This window comes from Bradyrhizobium sp. BRP23, from assembly GCF_020194135.1.
GTDB lineage: Bacteria > Pseudomonadota > Alphaproteobacteria > Rhizobiales > Xanthobacteraceae > Bradyrhizobium > Bradyrhizobium yuanmingense.
This window is the reverse complement of the sequence record NZ_JADYVW010000029.1, coordinates 1-13,195: the sequence shown is the minus strand read 5'-3', so window position 1 is coordinate 13,195 and position 13,195 is coordinate 1. Positions and strand designations below refer to the sequence as shown.

The following is a 13,195-nucleotide window of genomic DNA, read 5'->3' as shown; positions in this document are numbered from 1 at the left end:
ATCGAGCTAAGCGCGGCAGGGTTTCGGCTTGGGAGTGTGTGCATTGCGGCAAGCGAAGACACGTCGCGGCGGGACGCGGCACCGCCCCTGGCCCTTGTCGGAACGGCCCGGCTATCTGATCCGCCGGCTGCACCAGATTCACGTCGCGCTGTTTCAGGAAGCCTGCGGCGAATTCGAGGTCACGCCGCTGCAATACAGCCTGCTCTCGGCGCTGGCGGTGCGAGAAACCGCCGATCAGACCACTTTGGCGGCCGATATCGCGCTCGATCGCACTACGACGACCGGTGCGTTGAAGCGCCTCGCGGCGCGCAACCTTGTCGAGCGCGCGGTGAACAAGGACGATCGGCGCGCGCGATTGTGCCGCCTGACGCCGGCCGGCGCCGCGCTGCTGGTTAAAATCGAGGGCGCGGCACGGCGGGCGCATCGCGCAACGCTCGGTGATTTGAGCCAGCGGGAACAGGCGCTCTTCATCGAGATGATGCAGCGCATCGTGGCCGGCCATCCCAGTCGCGACAGCGCCGCTGCCCTATTCGACTAGAGGCGAGTGCTGCGCTTTTGAGTTGGGCTGCTTAATTTATCATCGTACCGCTGCCCGGCCGTGCATCGATCGCCACTATCCGGCGGGGGCCGGTGTGCCGCGGCAGGCCGACGCGTCGGCATGCCCCGCGCTCGAAAACGCAGTCGCATCCGAGGCGAGCCCCGCTGCGTCCGATATCGAAACGCGCCCGGCCCGGCCGCTCCGCGGCCCATGGCACGATTTATGCTGCGATGATGCGAAGCGTGCTTCGTATTGGGGGATGTCATGACGGATTCCGAACTTCGCGCTGATATTCACAGCATCGAGCCAATTCCCGACGCGGACCGGGACTCCAGCGGGCCGCAGCAGATGTGGATCTGGGCCGGCGCCAACATCGCGCCGGTGAACTGGGCGCTCGGCGCGCTCGGCATCATCCTCAAGCTCGGCCTGATGGAGACAATCGCGGTCATCGTGCTCGGCAACATCGTGGGCTGCGCGATCTTCGCGACCTTCACGGTGATGGGACACAAGACCGGCGTCAACCAGATGGTGCTGAGCCGGTCCGCCTTCGGCGTCCGCGGCGCCTACCTGCCGAGCATCCTGATGTTCCTGATGACGCTGGGCTGGATCGGCGTGAACACCTATTTCCCGGTCAAGGTCTCGATGGGCATCCTCGGCCAGTTCGGCGTGCCCGACACCTGGCTGGTCGAGATGATCGTCATCACGCTGGTGATGGCGGTGCAGGTGATGATCGGCGTCTACGGCTTCTACGCGATCCGCACCTTCGAGAAGTACACGGTGCCGCCGACCATCGCCATCATGGTGCTGATGAGCGTGCTGGCCTGGACGCGGCCCGGCGTCGTCAACTGGAACCTGACCACCTCGCTGCCACCAGGCGCGCATCTGGCGATGCTGACGATGCTGATGACCGCAATCGGCGTCGGCTGGGGCATTTCCTGGGTCACCTGGGCCTCCGACTATTCGCGCTTCGTGCCGCGCTCCACGCCGTCGAAAGCCGTGTTCTGGTACAGCTATGTCGGCATGTTCGTGCCGACGGTCTGGCTCGGCATTCTCGGCGCGACCATTGCCTCGACGACGCTGGACACGGACCCCGCCAAGATGGTCAGCGCGGTGTTCGGCGGTCCCGTCAGCATCCTTGTCCTCCTGATGGTGTTGCACGGCCCGATCGCCACCAACATCCTCAACGTCTATTCGGCAGCGCTGGCGGCCCTGAGCGCGGGGCTGAAACTCTCGCGCTTCTGGCTCACCGTCATCGTCGGCGTCGCCGGCTATCTGGTTACCCTCTACTTCATCTTCGCGCCGTCGTTCGCGAAGGCGTTTGACCATTGGATGATCAGCCTGCTGTTGTGGATGAGCCCGTGGGCCGGCGTGGTGCTCGCCGACTTCTTCATCAAGCGCAAGGGCAAGATCGAGGTGGCCGAGCTCTATCGCTCGCCGGAGAGCAGCGCCTATGGCGACATCAACTGGGCCGGCATGATCGCGTTCTTCGCCGGCCTCGTTGCCGGATGGCTGGTGCAGGACGGCCTCGTCAGCGCGCTGCAGGGGCCGATCTCGATCTATCTGCTCGGCGGTGCCGATCTGAGCTGGTTGTTCGGAATCGGCGTGGCGGGCCTCGTCTACCTTGGGCTCGGCAAGTTCGCGACCTCGCCCACACCGGCCGTCGCGAGCCGCGCCGGCAGTTAGCCTGAGAGCGCTGAACTTCGTCTGTCGTCAGCGCTTGCGGCCAAGCCTCACGATCATGTCGCCGGGCGCAAGTGCTCCGGCGACATGACGGCGCAATCGCCACAGGCTCTCGCCGTCGACCAGCGACGGCATCGGCAGTTCGAGGTCGGCGAGATTGGCGACAATCTGCAGAACGTCGCCCTGCTCCGTCTGCCAGCGCACATCCACGCCCCCCATCCGAGGATTCGCGCCGAGCAATTGTCGCTGCGCCGAAACGAACCCGCGTTTGATCAGCGGCACGATCTTCTCGCGCCGGATCGTCAACAACTGCGTCGTCAGTGCTCGGAACCTGGTGCCGGAAGGCGATTGCTCGATGCTGGTCCAGTCCAGCTTGGAGGCGCGGAAGGTTCTTTCGTCGCACGGGTCCGGGATTCCGGCGCGCGTTTCGGGCGTCGCGAACGCCTTGAAGTGTGAAAACTCCTTGCGGCGGCCTTCCCGTGTCAGTTCGGCGGCTTCGCCCGACCAGTCGGCGAAGAACAGGAAGGGCGTTTCGGCTGCCGCTTCCTCGCCCATGAACAGCATTGGAATATGCGGGCTGAGCAGAACCAGTGCGAGGGCCAGCTCCAGCTTGTCCGGACCGACCAACCGCGACAGCCGCTCCCCGAAAGCGCGGTTGCCGACCTGGTCGTGGTTCTGGGCGAAGAAGATGGTCGCTTCGGGCGGCAGATGAGCGCTCGGCTCGCCGCGCGGCGCCTGGTGCAGGGGAAACACCTCGCCCTGATAGGCAAAGCCCTCGGTGAGGGATCGCGCCAAATGCTCGAGCGGCTTGTCCGCAAACGCCCGGTAATAACCTTCGTCCTCGCCCGTGAGCAGGACGTGGAGCGCATTGTGGAAGTCGTCGCCCCATTGCGCATCGTAGTACGTCGCTCGTCCCTGCGAACGCGCGAGCAGGTGCGCCTGATTGGCTTCGTTCTCCAGCATCAGATGGATGCGCCGGCCCGCCAGCTGGCAGCGCAGGGTCTCGGCGAGCTCGACCAGGAAATGACGTTTCGAGTCGTCCTTCAGTGCATGAACGGCATCGAAGCGCAGGCCGTCGAACCCATAATCGCGCAGCCACATCAGGGCATTCTCGATCAGAAACCCGCGCACGAACGCGCCGTCGGCTCCTTCGAGGTTGACGGCGGGCCCCCACCCGGTGGTGTGGCGCGGGTTGAAGAAGTTCTCCGCATAGAGATGCAGATAGTTCAGCTGCGGCCCGAAATGGTTATAGACGACGTCGAGATAGACCATGAGGTCAAGGGCATGCGCCGCGCGCAGCAGCCGCTTGAGATCCTCCGGCCGGCCATAGCGGGCATTCGGCGCGTTCAGGAGCACGCCGTCATAGCCCCAATTGTGCCGCCCGGGGACGTCGTTGAGCGGCATCAGCTCGATGGCGGTGATGCCGAGATCGCGAAGATAAGGCAGCTTCTTCTCGACGCCGGCATAGGTCCCCTCCTCGCTGAACGTGCCGACATGCAGCTCGTAGATCACGGCTTCCGCCCAGGGACGGCCCGGATAGAGCACCGGGTCCCTCAACGCGGCCATGTCGACCACCTCGCTCGGCGCGCCGACGTCGTCCGGCTGGAAGCACGAGGCGGGATCGGGCACGACGAGGTCTTGGTTGATCCTGAACTGATAGCGCGTGCCGGCGCGCGCAGTTTGGCTCAATAGCTGATACCAGCCGTCCGCATCGCGCGGCATCTTGCGTGGCGGCTGGCCGATTTCGAGCAGCTCGACCGATCGCGCCGTCGGCGCCCACAGGTTGAACGAGACCCCATGATCGACGATCTGAGGACCATGGCGCCGATTTTGCTCGGCCATTCCCAGCCTCTGATTCAAGCCCGTCCCCTTTCGCCGCATGCCCACTTCGGCATGCAATTGCGCACGTCAGGGCGACAAAGCGGAGCGGTGTGCGTTCGTTCCTGCACGGCGCCGACGCCGGACATTTGCAGCGCAACGGGAACGGAATCAGCAGCGCGACGGTTACCATCCCAGACAGGAGCCGTGGCCATGCGCCGCCCGAAGCCGCAACTGATCCGCAACAAGCTCGACCTGACCGACCGCGCCCAGGTGCGCCTCGTCAAGAAACGGCTCGGACTTTCGGACGCTGAGCTGATCGCGATCGTCGGGCGGATCGGCAACTCCATTCCGGCCATCAGCAAGGAGGCGGCTCTGCAAAAAGCCAACGCGCCGTCCAAGCCGGCCGACGTGGAGCCCACCGCCGCGACTGCGCCGACATCCTGACGGGCAACTCGGGGGCAGAGATGGACCAGCCAGCACATTCAGACGAGGCCCTGACGCGGACGGCCTCACGCCTGCGCCGCACCCGGATCACCGAAGGCAGACCTTTCCCGCTCGGCGCCACCTGGGATGGCCTCGGCGTCAATTTCGCGCTGTTCTCCGCCCACGCCACCAAGGTCGAGCTCTGCCTGTTCGACGATACCGGCGAAGCCGAGCTCGAGCGCATCGAGCTGCCCGAATATACCGACGAGGTCTGGCACGGCTATCTGCCCTCCGCCCGTCCCGGGACCGTCTACGGCTATCGCGTCCATGGTCCTTACCAACCCGACGCCGGCCACCGCTTCAATCCCAACAAGCTCGTGCTCGATCCCTACGCCAGGCAGCTGGTCGGCCAGCTCCGCTGGGGGCCGGAGCTGTTCGGCTACCGGCTGGATCACGCCGACAAGGACCTGTCCTATGATGAACGCGACAGCGCGCCCTTGATGCAGAAATGCCGCGTCATCGATCCCGCCTTTACCTGGGGCGTGGCGCGCAAGCCGGAAGTGCCGTGGGAGCGCACGATCGTCTACGAGATGCACGTCAAAGGCTTCACCCAGCTGCATCCGCTGGTGCCGGAAGCCGATCGCGGCACGTTCTCGGGGCTCGCACATTCGGAAATCCCGGCTTACTTGCGCTCGCTCGGCATCACCAGCGCCGAGCTATTACCGATCCATGCCTTCGTCGACGACAGCTATCTGGTCGAGAAAGGCCTGCGCAACTACTGGGGCTACAACTCCATTGCCTTCTTCGCGCCGGAGCCGCGTTACCTGAAAGCGACATCGGCCAACGAATTCAAGGCCATGGTCAACCAGTTTCACGCCCATGGCATCGAGGTCATTCTCGACGTCGTCTACAATCACACCGCCGAAGGCAACGAGCTCGGCCCGACCCTGTCGTTCAAGGGCATCGACAATGCCAGCTATTACCGCCTGCTGCCGGACGAGAAGCGCTACTACATCAACGACACCGGCACCGGAAACACCGTCAATCTTTCGCATCAGCGTGTGCTGCAACTCGTCGCCGATTCCTTGCGCTACTGGGCGACCGAGATGCGGGTCGACGGCTTCCGTTTCGATCTCGCCACCATCCTGGCGCGCGAACCCTATGGCTTCGATGAAGGCGGCGGCTTCCTCGACGCCTGCCGCCAGGATCCCGTGCTCTCCAGCGTCAAGCTGATCGCGGAACCCTGGGATATCGGGCCCGGTGGCTATCAGGTCGGTCAGTTTCCGCCGGGCTGGGCCGAGTGGAACGACAAGTTCAGGGACACGGTGCGCGCCTTCTGGAAGGGCGATCCGGGCACGCTGGCCGACGTCGCCAAGCGCGTTTCGGGCTCCGGCGACCTCTTCAACAAGCGCGGACGCCGGCCCTGGGCCAGCGTCAATTTCGTCACCGCGCATGACGGCTTCAACCTCAACGATCTCGTCTCCTACAACGACAAGCACAACGAGGCGAATGGCGAGGACAATCGCGACGGTCACGACAACAACCATTCCTGGAATTGCGGCGTCGAAGGGCCGACCAACGACGCCGAGATCACCGCCTTGCGCGAGCGCCAGAAGCGGAATCTGCTGGCAACGATGCTGCTGTCCCACGGTACGCCGATGCTGCTCGCGGGCGACGAGTTCGGGCACACCCAGAACGGCAATAACAATGCTTACGCCCAGGACAACGAGACCACCTGGCTCAATTGGATGGGCATCACCGCGAACGGCCGCAGCCTGCGCGAGTTCGTGCGCAAGCTGATCGCCACCCGCAAGGCGTTTCCGATCCTCTACCGCAGCCGCTTCCTGGTCGGCTCGCACAACGAGGAGCTCGACGTCAAGGACGTCACCTGGCTGTCGCCGTCCGGCGAGGAGATGACGACGGAGCAATGGCAGGACGGCAATGCGAAGTGCTTCGGCATGCTGCTCGACGGCCGCGCGCAGGAGACCGGGATCAAGCGCCGCGGCTCGGATGCGACCATGCTGCTGGTCTACAACGCGCACCACGACGTCGTGAATTTCACCCTGCCGGAGGTCACCGACGGACGCAGCTGGCTCGGCCTGATCGACACCAATCGGCCCGACGCGCCGATGGCCGAGTTCGAGTTCGGGCATGCTTACGCGGTGACCGCGCGCTCGCTCGTGGTGCTCGGCCTTGCCAACGACAGCATCGCGACGCGGCGCCTCCGCCAAGGCCTCGGCGCGCTGCTGGACATCGCCGACACGCCTCTGCCCGAGTAGGTGCGTGCCGGCCGTTCACGATCAGCGATCGACTTCGCCGAACACGATGTCCAGCGAGCCCAGGATCGCCGAGACGTCCGCCAGCAAATGCCCTTTGCAGAGGAAATCCATCGCTTGCAGATGGGCGAAGCCGGGCGACCTGATCTTGCACTTGTAGGCGGTGTTGGTCCCATCCGCGACGAGAAACACGCCGAATTCGCCCTTGGGCGCCTCGACGGCGACGTAGATTTCGCCGGGGGGAACATGGAAGCCCTCGGTGTAGAGCTTGAAGTGATGGATCAGCGCCTCCATCGACCGCTTCATCTCACCGCGCCGGGGCGGCGCGACCTTGTTGTCCTGCACGATCACCGGGCCGCCGCCGTCCGGCGACTTCAGCTTCTCGATGCACTGCTTCATGATGCGGACGGACTGCCTCATCTCCTCCATGCGAATGAGATAACGGTCGTAGCAGTCTCCGTTCTTGCCGATGGGGATGTCGAAATCCATCTCCGCATAGCAGTCGTAAGGCTGCGCCTTGCGCAAATCCCAGGCGGCGCCCGAGCCGCGCACCATCACGCCCGAAAATCCCCACGCCCAGGCCTGCTCCAGCGTCACCCTGCCGATATCCACGTTGCGCGCCCTGAAGATCCGGTTGAGCGTTAGCAAGCGGTCGAGATCATCCACGACTTTCAGAAACGGATCACACCAGGCCTCGATGTCGTCGATCAGCTTGGGCGGCAGATCCTGGTGCACGCCGCCCGGCCGGAAATAATTGGCATGCATCCGGCTGCCGGAGGCGCGCTCGTAGAACACCATGAGCTTCTCGCGCTCTTCGAAGCCCCAGAGCGGCGGGGTCAAGGCGCCGACGTCCATGGCCTGGGTGGTGACGTTCAGAAGGTGCGAGAGGATGCGGCTGATCTCGTGATAGAGCACCCTGATAAGCTGGCCGCGGCGCGGCACCTCAATGCCGATCAGCCGTTCGATGGCGAGGCAGAAGGCATGTTCCTGGGTCAGCGGAGCAACGTAGTCGAGCCGGTCGAAATAGGGAATGGCCTGGAGATAGGTCTTGGCCTCGATCAGCTTTTCGGTGCCGCGGTGCAGAAGGCCGATATGCGGATCGACGCGCTCGACGACTTCGCCGTCCAGCTCGAGCACCAGCCGCAACACCCCGTGCGCGGCGGGATGTTGAGGACCGAAGTTGATGGTGAAATTTCTGAGGCTCGGAGATTGTTCTGGCATCCCGCTTCCGGTCGGAGCTGTCGCAGCCGTCACCTTAGCCGCGATCTGCAGCGACCGGCTTCACACAGGTTAACGGCTCGCCGCAAAGGGCGGCCATGCGTGCCGTTTGAGCCTTTGGAACACGGCATCAAGAGCCGCGTTCAATTGTCGACATTGGAGCTTTGAGATGAATGTCGATTGCTCGCCGCCGCTCTCGCGATCAATCTTCGCTATTGCGGGAGATACCGGTGATCGGCGCGACCACCCGACCGGCAATTGGCGCCCGTCTTGACCGACCGTGCAGCTGAGCCTGGCGGCACAGCCGAGCGTCCTCTCACCGCCATCACGTTCTCCGGCGGGCTCGGCCTCGGCGCCTATCATGGCGGTGTGTTTGAAGCCCTCAGTTCGCTTCGGCTGCCGATCGACTGGGTGACCGGTTCGTCGGCCGGGGCCATCACGGCCGCGCTGATCGCGGGGAGCCCGTGCGACGATCGGCTGCGCAATTTACGCAGCTATTGGCATGCCCCAAGCAGTCCAGCCGACGTGCCGAACGCCGGCCGCCATACTTTTGCGTGGCTGAGCTCGATCAGTACGCGCGTGCTGGGTCATTCCGGTTTCTTCCACCCCCGCCTCCCCATTCCGGCGTCTCACTACGGCGGCATCTACGATCTCGGCCCGACCCGCCAACGCCTGCAGCGCTTGATTGATTTCGGACGTCTGAATGGCGGCGATCTGCGCATCACGATCTGCGCCACCGATGTCGAGAGCGGCGATGCCGTGTTGTTCGACTCCGCATCGGAGCGGATCGAAATGGACCATATCCTGGCCAGCTGCGGCTTTCTCCCCGAATTCGCTCCGGTGCAGATCGCCGGCCGCTGGCTTGGCGACGGCGGGTTCTCGCTGAACGCGCCGTTCGATCCGATCCTGGAGACTGCAGGCCCGCTCCGCCTCTATGTGATCGATCTGTTTCCGCGCGACGGCAAAGTCCCCGATGGGCTCGAGGCCGCCTCCGAGCGCAAGAGCGACCTGACCTTCGGCAACCAGACCTTCCAGCGCCTCGGCTACGCTCTGGAGGCCCGTCAGCTCCGCGCCGAGCTTCAGGACCTCCACTACAAGGACGAGGTCTATCTCCTGAGCTACCGGCCGGGCCGCGAGGAGGCCGGGCCGGAAAAGTCCTTTGATCTGTCGGAGACGGCCATGGCGCAGCGCTGGCGCGCCGGCTTTCTGGATATGCAATATGCCGCAAGCCTCACTCTAGCCCCGAACGAGATCTGCAGCGTGCGGCGGCCCTAGCGATGTCTCTCGGTGTCGGGACCGGAGCTAGGCGCTGTCCTGCCGTCAAGCCGCTCGCGAATGTCGCGCAGCAGCCGCCTGAGACCGTCATCGGCAGCCATACCCTCGGGCGGGGCGATGGTGGTGATGCCCCAGTTGGCGAGCACCGCCTCCTGCACCGGATTGCGCTGCGCGACGAATACGAAGGATCGCGGCCGGTCCTGGCTGTGCCCGGACTCGTCCCAGATCTGCCAGATCCGGTGCAGCAGCAGCCGGATGTTCGGATCGGACATGCTGTATCCGACGAACAGCAGCGTGCTTCCCAGCGCATCCGCGCGAAAGCGGATATCGAGCGGGGAATTGAAGGCGAGCCGGTTGAGAAAATCGGTCTCGGTCAGAACCAGCGAAGCATCGTCATCGAAGTCGCCGTGGAATTTGATGATGTGGGTGACGCCGGCGCGAGCGCTCGCGATCTCCTTCGCGTTGCTGATCTTCGCAAAGGGCTTGTTCAGCACGTCGAACGCGGTTTCGAGGTTGCGATCGTAATTGGTGGTGTAGATGACCGGAAAATCCAGCTCGACGATCATCCGGTGCAGCTCTGAAGCGGCGATCTTCTCGGGGTCGACACGCCAATTGCGGTCGAGCCAGCTGCGCAGCGGGCCGATCCCGCCGCGCTTGATCCGATAATATTCCGCGAGCATCTGATAGCCGCCATGCATTCCATCGATGAGGTTGCGATCGAGGCCGAGATCGTCAAGGAGATGATCGATCAGGGACTGCCAGGACGGTAGGCCGACGGCCATCGAGACCCCGGCGCCCACAAACAGGACAGCGCGGCGTCGCTCGATCGCCGCTGCCAGGATGTCGTGAGGCGGCCGCTCCTCCGATATGAGCCCCGTGGTTTGTTGGTCCATCAACCTTGAATGATTGGGCGCGCGACGCGTTCCTAATCCCGGACCACCCCTCAGCGGCCGAGCGGCGAGGATGTCTCGCGCGCCGTCTGCGCCGCGAACCGGGCGATCAGGCGCCGGAGCTGCGCCTTGTGCACCAGGCGCGCCGCCGTCTTCGGCGAGACCCAGATCGCCTCCCGCTCGCCCTTCTCGGGCCACCAGCGCTCCCGCCCGTGCACCTTCATGGGGAAGACGGCAACGTTCATGGTCCGCTTGCGATCACCTTTTCGCTTGCGATGCTTGAAGCTGCCCAGTGCGCGCGTGGCCACGACACCGACCAGGCCCGCCTCCTCATAGGCTTCGAGCGCAGCCGTCAGGTGCGGCTCCTTGTTGCGCATCGGCGATCCCTTTGGGACGCTCCACCTGCGCTTGCGCCTGGTCGTGATCAGCATCACCCGCAGCTCGGACTTGTCCAGCCGAAACGGCAGAGCGGCAAATTGCTTCTTTCCCATCAGGCGCCTCCAACTCGCGTCTGATAAGCGAGCGCCGCAGCCATGGTTCCTGTTTTGCGCAGTGGCGTCTCGCTCGCGATCAGAACTTCCGCTCGACCATCTTGAGCCGCAGAGCCGAAATGGCTTCTCCGGGATTGAGGCCCTTTGGGCATGCTTTCGCGCAATTCAGAATGGTGTGGCAGCGATAGATCCTGAAGGGATCCTCGAGCATGTCGAGGCGTTCGCCGGTGGCTTCGTCCCGGCTGTCATTGATCCAGCGCGCCGCCTGGATCAGGGCTGCCGGCCCGAGAAAACGCTCGGAATTCCACCAATAGCTCGGGCATGAGGTCGAGCAGCACGCGCAGAGAATACACTCGTACAATCCGTCGAGTTTCGCCCGATCTTCGTGGCTTTGCCGCCATTCCTTCTGCGGCGTGGGGGACGTGGTCTGCAGCCACGGCTCGATGAGTGCGAGCTGCGCGTAGAAGTTGGTCAGATCCGGCACCAGGTCCTTCACCACCGGCTGATGCGGCAGGGGAAGCACGCGGAGCGGCTCGCCTTCCGCAACATCCTCGTTCATCGATCTCGTGCATGCCAGCGTGTTCTGGCCGGCGATGTTCATCGAGCAGGAGCCGCAAACGCCCTCTCGGCAGGATCGCCTGAAGGTCAGGGTCGAGTCGATGTTGTTCTTGATCCAGATCAGCCCGTCCAGCACCATCGGCCCGCAATCCGTCTGATCGACGAAATAGGTGTCGAGCCTGGGATTGCGGCCATCGTCCGGATTCCAGCGATAGACCTGAAATTCCCGCAAGCTCTTGCCGGCCGGCTTTGGCCAGACCACCCCCTGCTCGATGCGGGAGTTTCTTGGGAGCCTGAACTCCACCATGTTCACCTCCGCGCTCAGACCGGCGAAAAACAGCGCAACTGCAAGAGATCGTCGACGGAGAGGCCGAACAGCACTGGCCGAAACGCCGGCGCCGTCGCGAGCACGAGCAGCAGCAGAAACATCACGTAGACCAGAGCCGGCGGCGTGTTTCTAACGAGCCTGTAAGCTGCCTTTCGCATGCACTCCCTCCTGCGCGCCCGCGCGTGCCATGGCAACGCCCATGACGATCATCGCAGCTCCCCACAGCAGGAAGCCGATATCCCAGAAAATGCGCTGGCCGTCGGGCACGGTCTCGTTCACCTGATGCAATCTCAGGATCTGGTGATCGATCACGCCTTCGACGAGATTGAAGATGCCCCACCCGATCAGGATCGTCCCGAGACACTGCGAGCGGGACCACCGCGGCGCGCCTCGGCGTGCCCGCTGCCATAACAGATAAAGCCCAGCGAGCACGAGGACATAGGCGGTACTGTGAAAGATGCCGTCCCAAGTTGTATTGAGGGTGATGTTCTCGATGGAATCGAGCGGATACCAGCCGCTTAACATATGATGCCATTGCAGCAGCTGATGAAAGACGATGCCGTCGAAGAATGCGCCGAGGCCAAGTCCGAGAAGGACGCCTGCGGACGTCGGGAAATTGCTTTGTCTGTCTTGCATGTGGTGAACTCGTGCGCGGCTCGGCACTTCCGATGCGGAATTAAGCCATGCTAGACGGACACGTTCCTATGGCGATCAGCATCTCACTGGGATCGAGCTTGCGATCAATCGTGCCAATTGATCACTAACATGCGTTAAGGCGAGCGAGACGTTCGTCGGCACGCGTGCGCGATTGGTCATCGGCTTCATTCCCGATAGGAACGTTCGATATCACGCTGCGTCTGTCGCTCACATGTTGGAGATGCACATGCAACCGAGAAGATCGTTCTTGCTTGCTTTGAGTGGCCTCGGATTGTCGATTCTGAGTCACCTCAGGGAAATCGCATAGTGCGTAGCGACGGAAGCCAGAGAGGCGATCATGGCATACGCCCTGTTCAAGGACGGAGAGAAGATGAGCCGCACGTTTCCGACCAAGGAGGAAGCGCTGGAGAAAGCCGATGAGGCGGGGTTGGTCGAGCATGCCGAGGGCGAGGCGGTGCTCGAGGACGAGTTGAAGATCAGGCCTTGCCCGGCCGACCCCGAGCCTTGCGATGATGCGGACCTGGACTGGACGCCGGTCAAGCCGGCGTCCTGATCTGGGGCAGCGCAATCGCATATGACTTGTGGCGGCGGTCTGCGCGCACGCCTCGTCCTTCGAGACGGCGCTGACGCGCCTCCTCAGGATGAGGCTAATCGGTGTCAGTGCCCGTTGAAACTGCTGCCGCGCACTCCGACCTCATCCTGAGGAGCCCGCCTCAAGCGGACATCTCGAAGGATGGCCGCAGAGAAAATCTCAAATGCGAAAGCCCTGCTGATCAAGGGGTCAGCATCATGGGCTCAGCATCCCCTGCAGATGCCTTTGATCTTTCGATCCGCTTCGGAATCGCGGGAGGTCTCCGAGCGAATCTGGTCGTCGCCCTGCAGCGAGGGTCCGGGCGTGACGGTCCCATCGATGCGTCCGATATTGGTGCCGCCTGCAGGATTGCCGGGTCGGCCGACGGTCGTCGATCCCCGTGGGCCGGAGCCGCCGCTCGATTGCGCTGTCCCGGCCGAGTTGGTCCCGGGCGCCGACGACGTGCTCC

General features: G+C 63.7%; 13 protein-coding genes and 1 pseudogene. 6 read left to right on the top strand and 8 right to left on the bottom strand.

Features of this window, described 5'->3' with window-relative positions; all coding sequences use genetic code 11:
- Positions 1 to 43: 43 nt before the first annotated feature.
- Together I6F24_RS36470 and I6F24_RS36465 are read left to right on the top strand one after the other, a co-directional pair.
- Entirely contained in the window at positions 44 to 538 is a 495-nt protein-coding gene (locus I6F24_RS36470; RefSeq protein ID WP_225114753.1) for a MarR family transcriptional regulator, read from the top strand.
- 264 nt (positions 539 to 802) lie between these two features.
- Positions 803 to 2,221: a cytosine permease gene (locus tag I6F24_RS36465; protein ID WP_225149396.1), complete on the top strand. Its 1,419-nt coding sequence runs from the start codon at positions 803 to 805 to the stop codon at positions 2,219 to 2,221.
- A 27-nt stretch (positions 2,222 to 2,248) separates the two neighbouring features.
- Here the strand turns inward: I6F24_RS36465 and treZ are convergent, their stop codons facing one another.
- Complete coding sequence (gene treZ / locus I6F24_RS36460) at positions 2,249 to 4,060, bottom strand: malto-oligosyltrehalose trehalohydrolase (RefSeq protein WP_225149395.1); 1,812 nt, start codon at positions 4,058 to 4,060, stop codon at positions 2,249 to 2,251.
- A 189-nt stretch (positions 4,061 to 4,249) separates the two neighbouring features.
- On the opposite strand from treZ, the gene I6F24_RS36455 reads away from it, so the two are divergent.
- Positions 4,250 to 4,483 (top strand): DUF3606 domain-containing protein, encoded by a 234-nt coding sequence (locus I6F24_RS36455; RefSeq protein ID WP_036005232.1) that lies wholly within the window; start codon positions 4,250 to 4,252, stop codon positions 4,481 to 4,483.
- A 20-nt stretch (positions 4,484 to 4,503) separates the two neighbouring features.
- The gene (gene glgX, locus I6F24_RS36450; RefSeq protein ID WP_225149394.1) at positions 4,504 to 6,741 is read left to right on the top strand and encodes a glycogen debranching protein GlgX; all 2,238 of its coding nucleotides are present in this window, start codon (positions 4,504 to 4,506) and stop codon (positions 6,739 to 6,741) included.
- Between the two features lie 21 nt (positions 6,742 to 6,762).
- Here glgX and I6F24_RS36445 read toward each other — a convergent pair whose 3' ends face one another.
- A complete protein-coding gene (locus I6F24_RS36445) occupies positions 6,763 to 7,959 on the bottom strand; it encodes an NADH-quinone oxidoreductase subunit D (protein ID WP_036005022.1) in 1,197 nt (398 codons plus the stop codon).
- Positions 7,960 to 8,226: 267 nt separating this feature from the next.
- Here I6F24_RS36445 and I6F24_RS36440 point away from each other — a divergent pair, with 267 nt between their 5' ends.
- The gene (locus I6F24_RS36440) at positions 8,227 to 9,231 is read left to right on the top strand and encodes a patatin-like phospholipase family protein (protein WP_225145655.1); all 1,005 of its coding nucleotides are present in this window, start codon (positions 8,227 to 8,229) and stop codon (positions 9,229 to 9,231) included.
- On the opposite strand, the gene I6F24_RS36435 is transcribed toward I6F24_RS36440, so the two are convergent.
- From I6F24_RS36435 to I6F24_RS36415, 5 genes are all read right to left on the bottom strand, one after another.
- Entirely contained in the window at positions 9,228 to 10,124 is an 897-nt protein-coding gene (locus I6F24_RS36435; RefSeq protein ID WP_225145654.1) for an SIR2 family protein, read from the bottom strand. The two genes, I6F24_RS36440 and I6F24_RS36435, sit on opposite strands and share 4 nt — an antisense overlap.
- 50 nt (positions 10,125 to 10,174) lie before the next feature.
- Positions 10,175 to 10,612 (bottom strand): NUDIX hydrolase, encoded by a 438-nt coding sequence (locus I6F24_RS36430; protein ID WP_109144235.1) that lies wholly within the window; start codon positions 10,610 to 10,612, stop codon positions 10,175 to 10,177.
- Between the two features lie 79 nt (positions 10,613 to 10,691).
- On the bottom strand, positions 10,692 to 11,477 hold the full coding sequence (locus I6F24_RS36425) for a succinate dehydrogenase iron-sulfur subunit (protein WP_036005027.1): 786 nt from the start codon (positions 11,475 to 11,477) through the stop codon (positions 10,692 to 10,694).
- A gap of 14 nt (positions 11,478 to 11,491) precedes the next feature.
- A complete protein-coding gene (locus tag I6F24_RS36420; protein ID WP_156447251.1) occupies positions 11,492 to 11,656 on the bottom strand; it encodes a hypothetical protein in 165 nt (54 codons plus the stop codon).
- Positions 11,628 to 12,134: a DUF2243 domain-containing protein gene (locus I6F24_RS36415; RefSeq protein ID WP_036005029.1), complete on the bottom strand. Its 507-nt coding sequence runs from the start codon at positions 12,132 to 12,134 to the stop codon at positions 11,628 to 11,630. The genes I6F24_RS36420 and I6F24_RS36415 overlap by 29 nt, the downstream gene beginning before the upstream one ends.
- Positions 12,135 to 12,492: 358 nt before the next feature.
- On the opposite strand from I6F24_RS36415, the gene I6F24_RS36410 reads away from it, so the two are divergent.
- Positions 12,493 to 12,708, top strand: coding sequence for a hypothetical protein (locus I6F24_RS36410; protein ID WP_036005032.1), 216 nt, complete (start codon positions 12,493 to 12,495; stop codon positions 12,706 to 12,708).
- Positions 12,709 to 12,950: 242 nt separating this feature from the next.
- Here I6F24_RS36410 and I6F24_RS36405 read toward each other — a convergent pair.
- Positions 12,951 to 13,195, bottom strand: a pseudogene (locus tag I6F24_RS36405) (hypothetical protein); the annotation flags it as partial.